16 protein-coding genes are annotated in these 14,662 nt (G+C 58.0%); 8 read left to right on the forward strand and 8 right to left on the reverse strand.

All coding sequences use genetic code 11. The features are described from left to right. Positions 1-78 precede the first annotated feature (78 nt). Both KHQ23_RS05410 and KHQ23_RS05415 read right to left on the reverse strand, forming a co-directional pair. The gene (locus KHQ23_RS05410) at positions 79-948 is read right to left on the reverse strand and encodes a GyrI-like domain-containing protein (RefSeq protein ID WP_021468310.1); all 870 of its coding nucleotides are present in this window, start codon (positions 946-948) and stop codon (positions 79-81) included. 77 nt (positions 949-1,025) lie between these two features. Beyond that, positions 1,026-1,421, reverse strand: a complete 396-nt coding sequence (locus tag KHQ23_RS05415; protein ID WP_002916833.1) for a YgiW/YdeI family stress tolerance OB fold protein — start codon at positions 1,419-1,421, stop codon at positions 1,026-1,028. A gap of 150 nt (positions 1,422-1,571) precedes the next feature. Between KHQ23_RS05415 and qseB the strand changes: the two genes are divergently transcribed. The 4 genes from qseB to KHQ23_RS05435 all read left to right on the forward strand — a co-directional run bounded on the left by qseB (position 1,572) and on the right by KHQ23_RS05435 (position 4,660). Next, complete coding sequence (gene qseB, locus KHQ23_RS05420; RefSeq protein WP_211776951.1) at positions 1,572-2,231, forward strand: quorum sensing response regulator transcription factor QseB; 660 nt, start codon at positions 1,572-1,574, stop codon at positions 2,229-2,231. Continuing rightward, positions 2,228-3,577, forward strand: a complete 1,350-nt coding sequence (qseC, locus tag KHQ23_RS05425; RefSeq protein WP_021468311.1) for a quorum sensing histidine kinase QseC — start codon at positions 2,228-2,230, stop codon at positions 3,575-3,577. Before qseB ends, qseC begins: the two co-directional genes overlap by 4 nt. A 106-nt stretch (positions 3,578-3,683) precedes the next feature. Then, positions 3,684-4,265, forward strand: coding sequence for an NAD(P)H-dependent oxidoreductase (locus KHQ23_RS05430; RefSeq protein WP_002916840.1), 582 nt, complete (start codon positions 3,684-3,686; stop codon positions 4,263-4,265). Positions 4,266-4,345: 80 nt separating this feature from the next. After that, positions 4,346-4,660, forward strand: coding sequence for a putative quinol monooxygenase (locus KHQ23_RS05435; protein WP_002916842.1), 315 nt, complete (start codon positions 4,346-4,348; stop codon positions 4,658-4,660). A gap of 72 nt (positions 4,661-4,732) precedes the next feature. Here KHQ23_RS05435 and parE read toward each other — a convergent pair whose 3' ends face one another. The 5 genes from parE to nudF are packed head-to-tail and all read right to left on the reverse strand — an operon-like array spanning position 4,733 to position 9,137. Beyond that, positions 4,733-6,628, reverse strand: a complete 1,896-nt coding sequence (gene parE, locus KHQ23_RS05440) for a DNA topoisomerase IV subunit B (protein WP_002916844.1) — start codon at positions 6,626-6,628, stop codon at positions 4,733-4,735. Between the two features lie 30 nt (positions 6,629-6,658). Beyond that, complete coding sequence (gene yqiA / locus KHQ23_RS05445; protein WP_002916845.1) at positions 6,659-7,234, reverse strand: esterase YqiA; 576 nt, start codon at positions 7,232-7,234, stop codon at positions 6,659-6,661. After that, positions 7,234-8,061, reverse strand: a complete 828-nt coding sequence (gene cpdA / locus KHQ23_RS05450) for a 3',5'-cyclic-AMP phosphodiesterase (protein WP_002916846.1) — start codon at positions 8,059-8,061, stop codon at positions 7,234-7,236. Before cpdA ends, yqiA begins: the two co-directional genes overlap by 1 nt. A gap of 24 nt (positions 8,062-8,085) precedes the next feature. Further along, positions 8,086-8,508, reverse strand: a complete 423-nt coding sequence (locus tag KHQ23_RS05455) for a DUF1249 family protein (protein WP_002916847.1) — start codon at positions 8,506-8,508, stop codon at positions 8,086-8,088. Then, positions 8,505-9,137: an ADP-ribose diphosphatase gene (gene nudF / locus KHQ23_RS05460; protein ID WP_002916848.1), complete on the reverse strand. Its 633-nt coding sequence runs from the start codon at positions 9,135-9,137 to the stop codon at positions 8,505-8,507. Before nudF ends, KHQ23_RS05455 begins: the two co-directional genes overlap by 4 nt. A gap of 196 nt (positions 9,138-9,333) precedes the next feature. Here nudF and tolC point away from each other — a divergent pair, with 196 nt between their 5' ends. The 3 genes from tolC to KHQ23_RS05475 all read left to right on the forward strand — a co-directional run bounded on the left by tolC (position 9,334) and on the right by KHQ23_RS05475 (position 12,811). Beyond that, positions 9,334-10,806: an outer membrane channel protein TolC gene (tolC, locus tag KHQ23_RS05465; RefSeq protein ID WP_004174363.1), complete on the forward strand. Its 1,473-nt coding sequence runs from the start codon at positions 9,334-9,336 to the stop codon at positions 10,804-10,806. 167 nt (positions 10,807-10,973) lie between these two features. Further along, the gene (locus tag KHQ23_RS05470; protein WP_002916849.1) at positions 10,974-11,645 is read left to right on the forward strand and encodes a DUF1190 family protein; all 672 of its coding nucleotides are present in this window, start codon (positions 10,974-10,976) and stop codon (positions 11,643-11,645) included. A 5-nt stretch (positions 11,646-11,650) separates the two neighbouring features. Beyond that, on the forward strand, positions 11,651-12,811 hold the full coding sequence (locus tag KHQ23_RS05475) for a glutathionylspermidine synthase family protein (RefSeq protein ID WP_004144540.1): 1,161 nt from the start codon (positions 11,651-11,653) through the stop codon (positions 12,809-12,811). A 44-nt stretch (positions 12,812-12,855) separates the two neighbouring features. Here the strand turns inward: KHQ23_RS05475 and ygiD are convergent, their stop codons facing one another. Further along, entirely contained in the window at positions 12,856-13,647 is a 792-nt protein-coding gene (gene ygiD, locus KHQ23_RS05480) for a 4,5-DOPA dioxygenase extradiol (RefSeq protein ID WP_032421835.1), read from the reverse strand. Positions 13,648-13,833: 186 nt separating this feature from the next. Between ygiD and zupT the strand changes: the two genes are divergently transcribed. Continuing rightward, a complete protein-coding gene (zupT, locus tag KHQ23_RS05485; RefSeq protein WP_004213783.1) occupies positions 13,834-14,604 on the forward strand; it encodes a zinc transporter ZupT in 771 nt (256 codons plus the stop codon). The last annotated feature ends 58 nt before the right edge of the window (positions 14,605-14,662 follow it).

Here is a 14,662-nt window from a genome sequence, read left to right on the forward strand (position 1 = left end):
AAACTACCCGCGATAATACCCGATCTCACGCCCTGAGTCACAGGCCGTGAGATCGGCTGAGGATTCCGTCACGCTTAATCAGGCCAGCGGCAGATAAATATCGGTTTGCAGTTCATGCTCAGCCACCTCATGGACAAAATTGAGGTAACGGAAGTACACCGGAAAATCCCGTAACGTCTCGCCTGAAGCGGGTAACCAGTCGCGATAGAGAAACCAAACGCTGTTCGCCAGCGTGTCCAGCGAGCCGTGATGGCGCACGACGGCGCAGCGTCCGCCGGGGATTTCGCCGTTAATCACGCCAAAGGCGTTTTCACCAACCGGCCGATCGACCGTACCGCAGATATCAAAACGAAATGCCTCCTGCGGGGTGGTCTGCGGATCGTCCCAGGCGATCCCCCAGGTATCGCTGGTGGCGACGGGCGATAATCCGCTCGTCTTACGCCAGGCGATAAAACGCGCGGCGGTGGCGTTGACAAGGTCCGGGCTACCGCGATGTTGCAGTACGGCTATCCGGGTGGAGGTGCACGAAATAATGTTGACGTCCATCGACGTTTGCTCCTGTAGCGTATGTTTCGGTACGCGTCGATGCCACTCGGCCCAGTCCGGTTGTTGACGGAATTGGGTCGGGCTTTGGTCAAACGCGGTACGGAAGGCACGACTGAACGACTCCGCATTCTGAAATCCGGCATCAAGGGCAATATCAATGACTTTATCGCGGGGGTTGAACGCCAGGCGCCAACAGGCGCGTCGCAGACGCAACCACTGAATATACCGGTACAATGGAATGCCGGTATAAGCGCTAAATTGCCGGTGAAAATGGTAAGGCGAACTGTGCGCTATCGCGCTCAGCGTCTCCAACGACAGCGGCTCATCAAGATGGCGCGCAATGTACCTACAGACGCGCTGGAAGCGCCCGACATAAGCCGGGCTGGCCTTAATATCGTTCATCGTCTCCTCCTCGCGACATACTCTGACAGAGCGAGGATCGCGATTCCTGACCGATCTTGCGCTTATCCGACGGAGACTTATGGCGCGATTTTACGGATCTGTTTAACGTCGATTTCTACCGAGTTCCAGTCCTTATCGACTTCCCCCTGAATTTCTACTGTGTCCTGCGGGCCGACGGTCACGCCGTTCCAGCGCTTGTGGTCGATATCGACATTGATCACCCCGGAAGCATCCTGGAATTTATACAGGTCATCAGAGATGCGCTCGACGATTTTACCGCGCAGGGTCACCCAGGTGTCATCACGCAGCGACTTGGCGTTCGCCACGGTGGTCACCGCGCCGCTCGGCCCGGTGAAGCCGCCAGCCTGGGTGGTAGTGGTAGTAGACGGTCCGGTGAATCCTCCCTGCCCGGCGGCCAGTACAGGCATGGAAACCAAAGCAATAATCGCGGTCATCGCAGCAATTTTTTTCATCTTATATTCTCCCTTTTGTGTTGGTATGGCTCCTATTACGCCCGACAAAACTTAACGACTTCTTAAGCGGAAAAAAGAAATTTTAATGCTGTACATCACCCGCTTCAACGCGGTTTACTGCGCAAAGAAACGGGATCGTCGGAGGGAAACATGCGCATATTACTGGTGGAAGATGACAAGCTTATCGGCGACGGCATCAAAGCCGGGCTGAGCAAAATGGGCTTTAGCATTGACTGGTTTACCGCCGGGCTGGAGGGCAAAAATGCCTTATACAGCGCCCCCTACGACGCCGCAATCCTTGACCTCACCCTACCCGGCATCGATGGCCTCGATATTCTGCGCGAATGGCGCGATAAAGGCCGCCATGAGCCGGTGCTGATCCTCACCGCCCGCGATGCCCTCAGCCAGCGGGTGGAGGGCCTGCGCCTGGGCGCCGATGACTACCTGTGCAAACCTTTCGCCCTGATTGAGGTGGCAGCGCGCCTCGAAGCGTTGATCCGCCGCGCGCACGGCCAGAGCAGCAGCGAACTGCGCCACGGCAAGGTGATCCTCGATCCGAACCGCTTAACCGCCAGCCTCGACGGCGAAAGCCTGGCGCTGAAGCCGAAGGAGTTCGCCCTGCTGGAACTGCTTATGCGCAACGCCGGGCGCGTATTGCCGCGTAAGCTTATCGAGGAAAAGCTCTACACCTGGGACGACGAGGTCTCCAGCAACGCCGTGGAAGTTCACGTCCATCATCTGCGCCGCAAGCCCGGCAGCGACTTTATCCGTACCGTCCACGGCATCGGCTATACCCTGGGTGACGCATGAAACGACTTGCCCGCCTGAGCCTGCGCCTGCGCCTGACGCTGCTGTTTGCCGTACTGACCGCCGCCGCCTGGGGGATGGCCAGCGTTATCGCCTGGCAGCAGACCAGCAAAAAGCTGGATAAGCTGTTCGATACCCAGCAGCTGCTGTTCGCTCGCCGCCTGAGCGTCATGCATTTCGATGAACTGCGCGCCCCGCCCGCCTCGCTCGGGGAAAAGAAAAAGGTACGCCACGGGCACATCGACGACGACGCGCTGGCGTTCGCCATCTTCACCCGCGACGGCAAAATGGTGCTTAATGACGGCGAGAACGGAGAGGATATTCAGTGGAATTCGCAGCGCGAGGGATTCAGCGATGGCTATCTGCGTGACGACGATGACGAGTGGCGTTTCCTGTGGTTAACCACCGCCGACGGCCGCTACCGCATCGCCGTCGGCCAGGAGTGGGATTACCGGCGCGAAATGGCGATGGATATCGTGACCTCGCAGCTCACCCCGTGGATGGTTGCCCTGCCGCTGATGTTCGTGCTGCTTATCGTGCTGTTAAGCCGCGAGCTGGCGCCATTGAAAAATCTGGCGCGCACGCTGCGCCTGCGCGCGCCGGACTCGGCGGATTCGCTCAGCGTGGAGAAGATCCCCGCCGAAGTTCGCCCGCTGGTCGAAGCGCTGAATCAGCTGTTCCGACGCACTCACGACGCCATGCTGCGCGAGCGTCGGTTTACCTCTGATGCCGCCCATGAGCTACGCAGCCCGCTGGCGGCGCTGAAGGTGCAGACCGAAGTCGCTCAACTCTCCCTGGACGATCCCGAAGGGCGTGAGAAAGCGTTGGATCAGCTCCACCAGGGGATCGATCGCGCCACCCGACTGGTGGATCAGCTGCTGACGCTGTCGCGGCTGGACTCGCTCGCCCAACTGGATGATGTGCAGCAGGTCGCTATCGCCGATCTGCTGCAGTCGGCAGTGATGGAGATGTATCACCCGGCGCAGCAGTCCGGGATTGAGCTGCGCCTGCATCTTAATGCCAGCCATATCGTCCGCACCGGCCAGCCGCTGCTGCTCAGTCTGCTGGTGCGCAATCTGCTGGATAACGCCGTACGCTATAGCCCTCGCGGCAGCCAGGTCGATATCACGCTCAACGCCCGCGAGTTCCGGGTGCGCGATAACGGCCCAGGCATTAGCCCGCAGGCGCTCTCGCGCATTGGCGAGCGTTTTTATCGTCCGCCGGGGCAGGAGGCGCCGGGCAGCGGCCTGGGCTTGTCGATCGTCCGGCGCATCGCCTCGCTGCACGGCATGCAGGTTGATTTTGCCAACGCGCGCGACGGCGGCTTCGAGGCCCACGTGTACTGGTAGCGAGATTATTGCTCATTTGGCAAAAGACTTTGCACATTTTGCTCATTTTACTGCCCCGCTTCGCGGGGTAAGATCGTCGGCAAATTTTCATATATGAGGGTAAAAAATGAGCAACATCCTGATTATCAATGGGGCGAAAAAGTTCGCGCACTCTAATGGTCAACTGAACGACACCCTGACCGAGGTCGCGGAGAGTTATCTGCGCGACGCCGGGCACGATGTTAAAAGCGTTCGCGCCGAAAGCGAGTACGACGTAAAAGAAGAAGTACAGAATTTCCTGTGGGCCGATGTGGTGATCTGGCAGATGCCGGGCTGGTGGATGGGCGCTCCGTGGACGGTGAAAAAATATATGGATGACGTCTTTACCGAAGGCCACGGCTCGCTGTACGCCAGCGATGGCCGTACCCGCTCCGACGCCAGCAAAAAATATGGCTCCGGCGGCCTGGTGCAGGGGAAAAAATATATGCTTTCTCTGACCTGGAACGCGCCGATGGAAGCCTTCACCGACAAAGACCAGTTCTTCCACGGCGTCGGCGTTGACGGCGTTTACCTGCCGTTCCATAAAGCCAATCAGTTCCTCGGCATGGAGGCATTGCCGACCTTTATCGCCAACGACGTGATTAAAATGCCTGATGTCCCACGGTATATCGCAGAATATCGCAAGCATCTGGCGGAAATTTTTGGTTAACTAGAGGTCTAGCTCTACATATTTCGAGTTATTCGAACCTGGAGTATGACGAGATCCACACAGAAGGAGTTGAGTTAACCATGTTAACAGTGATTGCAGAAATCCGTACCCGCCCGGGCCAGCACCACCGCCAGGCGGTTCTCGATCAGTTCGCGAAAATTATTCCGACCGTTTTGCAGGAGGCCGGCTGCCACGGCTATGCCCCGCTGGTGGATCATGCCGCCGGCGTCAGCTTCCAGACCACAGCGCCCGACTCTATCGTCATGGTCGAGCAGTGGGAAAGCGTCGCGCATCTTGAAGCACACCTGCAAACCCCGCACATGAAAGCCTGGTCGGAAGCGGTCAAAGGCGATGTGCTGGAGACCAGCATCCGTATTCTGCAGGCTGGCGTTTAAGTCCGCCGACTCAGTAATGCCATGAAAAAGGGAGCCTGAGGCTCCCTTTTACGTCTGGCGCAGCGTACAGACTTACACTTCCAGATCCGCCATATCGCCCTTCTCCTGCAGCCAGTTGCGACGATCTTCCGAACGCTTTTTGGCCAGCAGCATATCCATTATCGCCGTGGTCTGCTGCTCGTCCTCATCGCTGATCACCAGCTGCACCAGGCGGCGGGTATTCGGGTCAAGGGTGGTTTCGCGCAGCTGCATCGGGTTCATCTCACCGAGCCCTTTAAAGCGCTGGACGTTTGGCTTGCCCTTCTTGCGCTTTAGCTGCTCCAGCACGCCGGTTTTTTCTTCTTCCGTCAGCGCGTAGTAAACCTCTTTACCGAGGTCGATACGGTACAGCGGCGGTAGCGCCACATAGACGTGCCCCTCTTTCACGAGGGTACGGAAATGTCTTACGAACAGCGCGCACAGCAGGGTGGCAATGTGCAGACCATCGGAGTCCGCATCCGCCAGAATGCAAATTTTACCGTAGCGCAGCTGGCTTAAATCATCGCTATCCGGGTCAATACCAATCGCCACCGAAATGTCGTGCACTTCTTGCGAAGCTAACACTTCATCGGAAGAGACTTCCCAGGTATTAAGGATCTTGCCCTTCAGCGGCATGATCGCCTGATATTCGCGATCGCGCGCCTGCTTGGCTGAGCCGCCCGCCGAATCCCCTTCGACGAGGAACAGCTCGGTACGGTTCAGATCCTGGGCGGTACAGTCCGCCAGCTTACCCGGCAGCGCCGGACCGCTGGTCAGCTTTTTGCGCACCACTTTTTTGGCGGCGCGCAGACGGCGCTGGGCGCTGGAGATGGCCATCTCCGCCAGCAGCTCCGCGGCCTGCACGTTCTGATTCAGCCACAGGCTGAAGGCGTCCTTCACCACGCCGGAGACGAACGCCGCGCACTGGCGCGACGACAGGCGCTCTTTGGTTTGCCCGGCGAACTGCGGATCCTGCATCTTCACCGACAGCACGTACGCGCAGCGATCCCAGATATCTTCCGCTGACAGCTTCACGCCGCGCGGCAGGATATTACGGTACTCGCAGAACTCACGCATCGCGTCGAGCAGCCCCTGACGCAGACCGTTAACGTGCGTCCCGCCCTGCATAGTCGGGATCAGGTTCACGTAGCTCTCGGTCAGCAGTTCGCCGCCTTCCGGCAGCCACAGCAGCGCCCAGTCCACCGCCTCCGTCTCGCCGGAGAAGGCGCCGACGAATGGTTTTTCCGGCAGCAGCGGCAGGCCGTTCACCGCTTCGCTCAGGTAATCGTTCAGGCCATCGGCATAGCACCAGCTCTGCTCGCTGTTGTTCACCTGGTCGCGGAAAACAATTTCCACGCCCGGGCACAGCACCGCTTTCGCTTTTAACAGGTGGGTCAGACGTGAAACGGAAAAGCGCGGGCTGTCGAAGAAGCTTTCGTCCGGCCAGAAATGGACGCTGGTCCCGGTATTGCGTTTGCCGCAGGTGCCGGTGACGTGCAGGTCTTCCACTTTTTCACCATTTTCAAAGGCGATGCTGTAGACCTGACCGTCGCGACGCACGTTGACCTCCACGCGTTTTGACAGGGCGTTGACCACCGAGATCCCCACCCCGTGCAGGCCGCCGGAAAACTGATAGTTTTTATTGGAAAACTTACCGCCCGCATGCAGCCGGCAGAGGATCAGCTCAACCGCCGGCACGCCCTCTTCCGGGTGGATGTCGACCGGCATCCCACGACCATCGTCAATGACCTCCAGGGACTGGTCGGCATGAAGGATAACTTCCACGCGTTTGGCGTGGCCTGCCAGCGCTTCATCCACACTGTTATCAATAACTTCCTGACCAAGATGGTTAGGACGAGTGGTGTCGGTATACATGCCCGGACGGCGGCGCACCGGCTCTAGCCCGGTGAGTACCTCAATGGCATCAGCATTATATGAAGATTGCGTCATGGTGTGTATTCGTAGGTCGTTCAGGGCCGTTTAGCGCAGGCCGAGAAATTCGATAATCTGAGTGAAATGATCGTCAAAGCCGACAAATGCGTGATTACCGCCCTCCTCTACCGTCTGCCGGCAAGAGGCGTAGTAATGCACGGCCTGGCGGTAATCAAGCACTTCATCCCCGGTCTGCTGCAGCAGCCAGAGTAAATCCGGCGCTTCGAGCGGGTCGATTTGCATGACTTTGAGATCGTAAATATGGCGAGACTCTAGCACATATTGCTGCCCGGTGTATGGATTCTCATTGTGGCCGAGAAAATTGTTTAGTAGTTCAAACGGCCGCACCGCCGGGTTAACCACCACCGCCGGCAGCATAAAGCACTGCGAAAGCCAGGTCGCGTAGTAGCCGCCCAGCGACGACCCTACGACCCCCAGCGGCTCGCCGCCGTGCTCCAGCACGATGGACTCCAACAGCTCCGCCGTTTCCGCCGGGTAAGGCGGCAACTCCGGCACCACCATGGTGATCTCAGGATAGTGCTGCGCCAGCCAGGTCTTTAACGCCGTCGCCTTCGCCGAGCGCGGAGAGCTGTTAAAGCCGTGCAGATAAAGGAGCGTCGCCATCAGTAGCCTTCTGAAGCAATATCCGGATGAAACGCGGCGCCTTCCAGGCGGCACACTTCGGTGGTCAGCGTCCCGTCAGGGTGAAGCTCCAGCCAGCGCCAGCCCGGTGACACCGTATCCAGAGTGAAATTGGCACAATGCGGTTTAAACTGGACGCAGGTCGACGGCGTCGCCATCATGCGCCGGCCATTCCAGTCGAGATCCAGTTCCTGATGAATATGGCCGCACAAAAGATGCTTCACCCGCGGCCAGGCGCTCAACGCGCTGTCCAGCGCGCCGGCATTGCGCAGACTATGCTGATCCAGCCAGCTGCAGCCGGCCGGCAGCGGATGATGGTGCAGCAGGAGTAAGGTATAGCGCTCCGGCGCCTCCGCCAGCTTATGTTCGAGCCACTCCAGCTGGAAGTCGCTCAGCTCGCCATGGGGAACGCCAAACACCTGGCTGTCGAGCAGCAGGATCTGCCAGCGATCGCCGAGAAACACGCGCTTGGCAGGGGAAATGCCCGCCTCCTGCAGGGTGCTGTACATCGCCGGCTGGAAATCATGGTTGCCCGGTAGCCAGACGCAGGGTGCAGCAAAACTCGCGATGCCCTCAGCAAAATGCTGATAGGCCGCGGAGGAGTGGTCCTGCGCCAGATCGCCTGTTGCGACAATCAGATCGCATGGACGCTGTGAGGCATGAATGGCCGACAGTACGGCCTGATAGCTATCCCAGGTATTGATGCCTAACAACGTTTCATGCTTTTCAGCAAACAGGTGAGTATCAGTAATTTGTAATATCCTGACTCTGGCCTCACCAGCCAGAGGTAGGTTTAACAGGCTTTCCAAATGGTGTCCTTAGGTTTAACGACGCTAACAAACCGGAATCGCCATCGCTCCATGTGCTAAACAGTAACGCAGCCAGTCGGCCAAAAACTGGTTAATTTGATGCTTTTCGTCGCGTTGATGCAACTTTTTATTAGGATAATCATATCGCGCTTTGAAGCGAAAGATCTGCTGACTCGAACACACTTCGGCCACCATGGCGTCATGGTAGAGGCGGACGGTCATCGATGGCAGGCTCCAGTAGCTCACTGCAGGCAGAGTCTGCTCTATTGCCACCAGTGTAGTGTAGCGGGTCGATTCAACTATCGTTAACCGATACTGCGCGCTTCCCACCTGATAGCTTACCTTCTCACCCGCTGCATCCGTTCGCGGCAACAGGCGGCGCAACTGCGCGAAATTGGTCTCGCACAGGCGCATCATCTCAGGGAAGTCAGGTGTATAACGCTTCATTTTGTCCACTCATTTCGTAAATTGTGATAATGCAATTGCAGCCATTGCAAGGCGATGACAGAGGCTGCGTTGTCGATTTTCCCCTCTTCTACCCACTGGTAAGCCTGCTCCCGACTCACCACATGCACCCGAATATCCTCGTTTTCCTCGGCCAGGCCGTGAATGCCTTTTGCCGTCGATGCATCAACTTCTCCCACCAGGATCGATAACCGTTCGCTGGTGCCGCCGGGACTGGCCAGATAGCTTAATATTGGTTTCGTCCGCCCAACTTCAAGCCCGGCCTCCTCCAGCGCTTCCCGACGGGCAACATCTTCCACCGTTTCACCCGCTTCAATCATGCCGGCGACCATCTCCAGCAGCCACGGGCTCTCGCTGGTATCATAGGCGGCGATACGGATTTGTTCGACCAGCACCACTTCGTCGCGCACCGGGTCAAAGGGTAGCAAGACGGCGGCGTGCCCGCGCTCAAAAATTTCACGGGTGATTTCGCCACTCATGCCGCCGTTAAACAGGCGGTGGCGAAAACGGTATAAATCGAGCGAAAAAAAACCACGATATAGCGTTTCGCGTGCAATAATTTCTACATCATTTTTGGAGAAGGTAATTCCCTGCTGCGTGGGTTTGCTCATTGTCATGTCCTGCGAATCTGAAATTAGGGATTTCCAAACCGTTTGGCTACCGTTTTACGGTCCGTATGTTAGATTGGTGCAAATTACCGCCGGATGGCACGTAACGCCAACTTTTTACGGCGGCAGAATCGATACAATCAGCGGAATTTTTCTTAGAATTAGACCAGCGCTAAATGCTTCACAACAAGGAATGCAAATGAAGAAATTGCTCCCCATTCTTATCGGCCTGAGCCTGACCGGGTTCAGCGCCATGAGCCAGGCGGAAAACCTGCTTCAGGTTTACCAGCAGGCACGCATCAGCAACCCCGATCTGCGTAAATCGGCAGCCGATCGTGACGCCGCGTTCGAAAAGATCAACGAAGCGCGCAGTCCATTACTGCCTCAGCTTGGGCTGGGAGCGGATTATACCTATAACAATGGCTATCGCGACAGCAACGGCATCAATTCAAACGTCACCAGCGGCTCGCTGCAGTTAACGCAGGTTCTGTTTGATATGTCGAAATGGCGCGCCCTGACGCTGCAGGAAAAAACGGCAGGGATTCAGGATGTCACGTATCAGACCGATCAGCAAACACTGATTCTGAATACCGCGACGGCCTATTTTAAAGTGCTGGCCGCCATCGACACGCTCTCCTATACCGAAGCGCAGAAACAGGCTATTTATCGCCAGTTGGATCAAACCACGCAGCGCTTTAACGTAGGCCTGGTGGCGATCACCGACGTACAGAACGCCCGTTCACAATACGATGCCGTGCTGGCGAACGAAGTCACCGCGCGTAACGATCTCGACAACGCCGTCGAAGAACTGCGTCAGGTCACCGGTAACTACTATCCGGAGCTGGCCTCCCTGAACGTGAATGGCTTCAAAACCAACAAGCCGCAGGCGGTCAACGCCCTGCTGAAGGAAGCGGAGAACCGCAACCTGTCGCTGCTGCAGGCGCGTCTGAACCAGGACCTGGCTCGCGAGCAGATTCGCCAGGCGCAGGACGGCCATTTGCCGACGCTCAGCCTATCCGCGTCGAGTGGGATATCGAATACTAGCTACAGTGGTTCAAAAACCCATAATAATCCTCAGCAATACCAGGATAACGATGCCGGGCAGAACCAAATCGGCCTGAACTTCTCTCTGCCACTGTACCAGGGCGGCGCGGTGACCTCGCAGGTCAAGCAGGCGCAATACAACTTCGTCGGCGCCAGCGAGCAGCTGGAAAGCGCCCACCGCAGCGTCGTGCAGACTGTGCGTTCATCGTTTAACAACGTGAACGCCTCCATCAGCAGCATCAACGCCTACAAACAGGCGGTGGTCTCTGCGCAAAGCTCCCTGGATGCCATGGAAGCTGGCTACTCGGTGGGTACGCGTACTATCGTTGACGTCCTCGACGCCACCACTACGCTGTATAACGCTAAGCAGCAGCTCTCGAATGCGCGCTACAACTACCTGATCAACGAGCTGAACATTAAGTCGGCGTTAGGTACCCTGAACGAGCAGGATCTGGTCGCCCTGAACAACACGCTGGGTAAACCCATCTCCACCTCCGCAGATAGCGTCGCGCCGGAAAATCCGCAACAGGATGCCACCGCTGATGGCTACGGCAACACTACCGCGGCGGTGAAGCCGGCGTCCGCACGGACCACCCAGAGCAGCGGCAGCAATCCGTTCCGTCAGTAATTCTCATACTGTGATGCGCATCGCCTGTCCGTCGGACAGGCGATGCGTTAAACGTAAGGCAACGTAAAGATCCCCCGCTTAGCGCCCCTCTTCGCTTCATTTTCCACCACTCATCCTCTATCCTGAGCGTTAACACACGCCATACCACTGGGTCCTGGAAGACAAATATGAAACGGACAAAAAATATTAATCATTCGTCGTTCCGCAAAAGCTGGAGCGCACGCCATCTGACGCCGGTCGCGCTGGCCGTCACCGCGGTCTTTATGCTCGCCGGTTGTGAAAAAAGCGACGAAACGGTGTCGCTGTACCAGAACGCCGATGACTGCTCCGCCGCCAACCCGGGCAAAGCAGCCGAATGCACCACGGCCTACACCAACGCGGTAAAAGAGGCAGAGCGCACTGCGCCGAAGTATGCCACCCGCGAAGACTGCGTCGCCGAGTTTGGCGAAGGCCAGTGCCAGCAGACGCCAGCCCAGGCGGGCGTCGCCCCGGAAAACCAGGCGCAGGCGCAAAGCAGCGGCAGCTTCTGGATGCCGCTGATGGCTGGCTACATGATGGGCCGCCTGATGGGCGGCGGCATGGCGCAACAGCAGCCGCTGTTCAGCTCGAAAAATCCGGCCAGCCCGGCCTACGGTCAGTACACTGACGCCAGCGGCAAGAGCTATGGCGCCGCCCAGCCGGGCCGCACCATGAATGTGCCGAAAACCGCGATGGCGCCGAAGCCAGCCACCACCACCACCGTCACCCGTGGCGGCTTTGGCGAGTCGGTAGCGAAACAGTCGACCATGCAGCGTAGCGCCGCAGGCTCAACGTCCTCTTCTCGCTCAATGGGCGGCTAAGCAACATGGAAAGAGTCAGTATTACCGAGCGCCCGGACTGGCGCGAGAAAGCGACCGAGTACGGTTTCAACTTCCATACCATGTACGGCGAGCCCTACTGGAGCGAAGAGGCGTATTACAAGCTGACCCTCGCGCAGGTGGAAAAGCTGGAAGCGGTCACCGCTGAGCTACATCAGATGTGCCTCCAGGTGGTGGAAAAAGTGATCGCCAGCGATGAGCTGATGACCAAATTCCGCATCCCTAAACACACCTGGGGTTTTGTACGCCAGTCGTGGAAAACCAACCAGCCGTCGCTCTACTCACGTCTCGACCTGGCCTGGGATGGCGTCGGCGAACCGAAGCTGCTGGAGAACAATGCCGACACCCCGACCTCGCTGTATGAAGCGGCCTTCTTCCAGTGGATCTGGCTGGAAGATCAGCTCAACGCCGGCAAGCTGCCGGCGGGCAGCGACCAGTTCAACAGTTTGCAGGAAAAGCTGATCGATCGCTTCGGCGAGCTGCGCGAGCAGTTTGGCTTTCAGCTGCTGCATATGGCCTGCTGCCGCGATACCGTTGAAGATCGCGGTACCGTGCAGTATCTGCAGGACTGCGCCGCTGAAGCGGGGCTGGCGACGGAATTCCTCTACGTTGAAGATATCGGCCTGGGCGAAAAAGGCCAGTTTACCGATCTGCAGGATCAGGTGATTGGCAATCTGTTCAAGCTCTATCCGTGGGAGTTTATGCTGCGGGAGATGTTCTCCACCAAGCTGGAAGACGCTGGCGTCCGCTGGCTGGAGCCGGCGTGGAAAAGCATTATCTCCAACAAGGCGCTGCTGCCGATGCTGTGGGAGATGTTCCCCAATCACCCTAATCTGCTGGCGGCCTACTTCAGCGAAGATACTCACCCGGAGATGGAGAAGTACGTCATTAAGCCAATCTTCTCCCGCGAAGGCGCTAACGTGTCGATCGTTGAAAATGGCAAAGTGGTGGAGGCAGTAGAAGGCCCGTACGGGGAAGAAGGCACCATCGTGCAGGCGTTTTACCCGCTGCCGAAGTTTGGCGATAGCTATACGCTGATTGGCAGCTGGCTCATCAACGACCAGCCTGCAGGGATCGGTATTCGCGAAGACCGGGCGCTGATCACCCAGGATCTGTCGCGCTTCTATCCGCACATTTTCGTCGAATAATGCCGCGCTCCGGCGACGGTAAATGCCGCCGGAGCGCGCTATCATCAGGCGCCAACCAACACCGACAGCATGCTCAGCGAGCCCATCTCGATGCCATCGACCGGGATCGTCATCGCCTCAACTCCATCCCACGTCCCCAGGACATACAGCAGCGGCAGGAAATGCTCCGCCGTCGGGTTGGAGAGCGAGCCCCCTTCGTGTGCCAGGTAGTTAACCAGCGGGTGCTGCTCGTCCAGCCCCTGCCATTGCAGATTCGCTTTCACGTAATTATTGAAGGACTCTGCCCAAGGGTACGGCGTGTTCTCGCCATGCCAGCGGGCGGTGCGCAGGTTATGCACCACATTGCCGCTGGCCACCAGCATAATGCCTTCATCACGCAGCGAGGCCAGTTTCCGCCCCATTTCGAGATGCCCGGCCGGCGGTTTGGTGCTGTCGATGCTCAACTGAACCATCGGGATATCCGCCTGCGGATACATTTTAATCAGCACGCCCCACGAGCCATGGTCAAATCCCCAGGCTTCTGTATCGAGGGTGACCGGCACCGGCGAGAGCAGCTCCACCAGCCGTTGCGCCAGCGCCGGAGAGCCCGGCGCCGGATAATGCGTGTCATACAGCGCCTGCGGAAAACCGCCGAAGTCATGAATGGTCTTCGGCGCCTCCATCGCCGTTACGCCCGTACCGCGCGTAAACCAGTGCGCAGAGACCACCACGATCGCTTTCGGACGCGGCAGGGTTTCGCCCAGTTGAGCCCAGGCGCGGGTATAACGGTTGTCTTCCAGCACGTTCATTGGGCTGCCATGGCCGAGAAACAACGCGGGCATTCGGGTACGGGACATGATGATATCCTTAGGGTGTCAATGTGATGTGCTCACATTACGCGCTTTTGCGCCAGGATAAACTCAGATAACCATGATGATGATCGTCAGAAAATTTGAATGTAATTCGCGGTAAAGGGACGTGTCCCGTACGCGCATCCTCAGGCAATATACTCGTATGTAATTATTTTCACAGGGAGAGAAGCGATGTCATCACCCTTAATATTGACGCTGTTAGCCGGTAGCGCAACCTTCATTGGCGCCATATTCGGCGTGATTGGCCAGAAACCCTCTAACCGCCTGCTTGGCTTCTCCCTCGGCTTTGCCGCCGGGATTATGCTATTAATTTCATTGATGGAAATGCTGCCTGCCGCGCTGGCCGCCGAGGGCATGTCGCCGCTGCTCGGCTACGGAATGTTTGTTGTCGGCCTGCTGGGCTACTTTGGCCTTGACCGCCTGCTGCCGCACGCCCACCCGCAGGATCTGATGATTCCCGCCATGCCGCGCCCGCGCAACTTACGCCGCACCGCTATTCTTTTGACACTGGGGATCAGCCTGCATAACTTTCCGGAAGGGATCGCCACCTATGTCACGGCCAGCAACAACCTCGAGCTTGGCATGGGCGTCGCCCTTGCCGTCGCCCTGCACAATATTCCGGAAGGACTGGCGGTTGCCGGACCGGTGTATGCCGCCACCGGCTCGCGCAGCAAAGCGGTGCTCTGGGCCGGGCTTTCCGGCATGGCGGAAATTTTGGGCGGCGTGCTGGCGTGGTTGATTCTGGGGAGCCTGGTCTCGCCGCTGGTGATGGGCGCGATCATGGCTGCCGTCGCCGGGATTATGGTGGCGCTGTCGGTCGATGAACTGATGCCGCTGGCGAAAGAGATCGATCCGCAAAGCAATCCAAGCTACGGCGTCCTGTGCGGGATGTCGGTCATGGGGCTGAGCCTGGTGGTACTCCAGACGATGGGCATCGGTTAAAGCGCAGAAACAACACAGCCCACTAACAAGTGGGCTGTGCTCGGGCGTAGCGAACCGC

Source organism: Klebsiella sp. 64, assembly GCF_018223915.1.
In the GTDB taxonomy this organism is placed as follows: domain Bacteria; phylum Pseudomonadota; class Gammaproteobacteria; order Enterobacterales; family Enterobacteriaceae; genus Klebsiella; species Klebsiella pneumoniae.

Bases quoted from the DNA above. Each gene is read 5' to 3' on its own strand.
- KHQ23_RS05410 (WP_021468310.1), bottom strand. From the start codon at position 948: ATGAACGATATTAAGGCCAGCCCGGCTTATGTCGGGCGCTTCCAGCGC.
- yqiA (WP_002916845.1), bottom strand. From the start codon at position 7,234: ATGGCGACGCTCCTTTATCTGCACGGCTTTAACAGCTCTCCGCGCTCG.
- zupT (WP_004213783.1), top strand. From the start codon at position 13,834: ATGTCATCACCCTTAATATTGACGCTGTTAGCCGGTAGCGCAACCTTC.
- tolC (WP_004174363.1), top strand. From the start codon at position 9,334: ATGAAGAAATTGCTCCCCATTCTTATCGGCCTGAGCCTGACCGGGTTC.
- qseC (WP_021468311.1), top strand. From the start codon at position 2,228: ATGAAACGACTTGCCCGCCTGAGCCTGCGCCTGCGCCTGACGCTGCTG.
- KHQ23_RS05470 (WP_002916849.1), top strand. From the start codon at position 10,974: ATGAAACGGACAAAAAATATTAATCATTCGTCGTTCCGCAAAAGCTGG.
- ygiD (WP_032421835.1), bottom strand. From the start codon at position 13,647: ATGTCCCGTACCCGAATGCCCGCGTTGTTTCTCGGCCATGGCAGCCCA.
- parE (WP_002916844.1), bottom strand. From the start codon at position 6,628: ATGACGCAATCTTCATATAATGCTGATGCCATTGAGGTACTCACCGGG.
- qseB (WP_211776951.1), top strand. From the start codon at position 1,572: ATGCGCATATTACTGGTGGAAGATGACAAGCTTATCGGCGACGGCATC.
- nudF (WP_002916848.1), bottom strand. From the start codon at position 9,137: ATGAGCAAACCCACGCAGCAGGGAATTACCTTCTCCAAAAATGATGTA.
- KHQ23_RS05475 (WP_004144540.1), top strand. From the start codon at position 11,651: ATGGAAAGAGTCAGTATTACCGAGCGCCCGGACTGGCGCGAGAAAGCG.
- KHQ23_RS05430 (WP_002916840.1), top strand. From the start codon at position 3,684: ATGAGCAACATCCTGATTATCAATGGGGCGAAAAAGTTCGCGCACTCT.
- KHQ23_RS05435 (WP_002916842.1), top strand. From the start codon at position 4,346: ATGTTAACAGTGATTGCAGAAATCCGTACCCGCCCGGGCCAGCACCAC.
- KHQ23_RS05455 (WP_002916847.1), bottom strand. From the start codon at position 8,508: ATGAAGCGTTATACACCTGACTTCCCTGAGATGATGCGCCTGTGCGAG.
- KHQ23_RS05415 (WP_002916833.1), bottom strand. From the start codon at position 1,421: ATGAAAAAAATTGCTGCGATGACCGCGATTATTGCTTTGGTTTCCATG.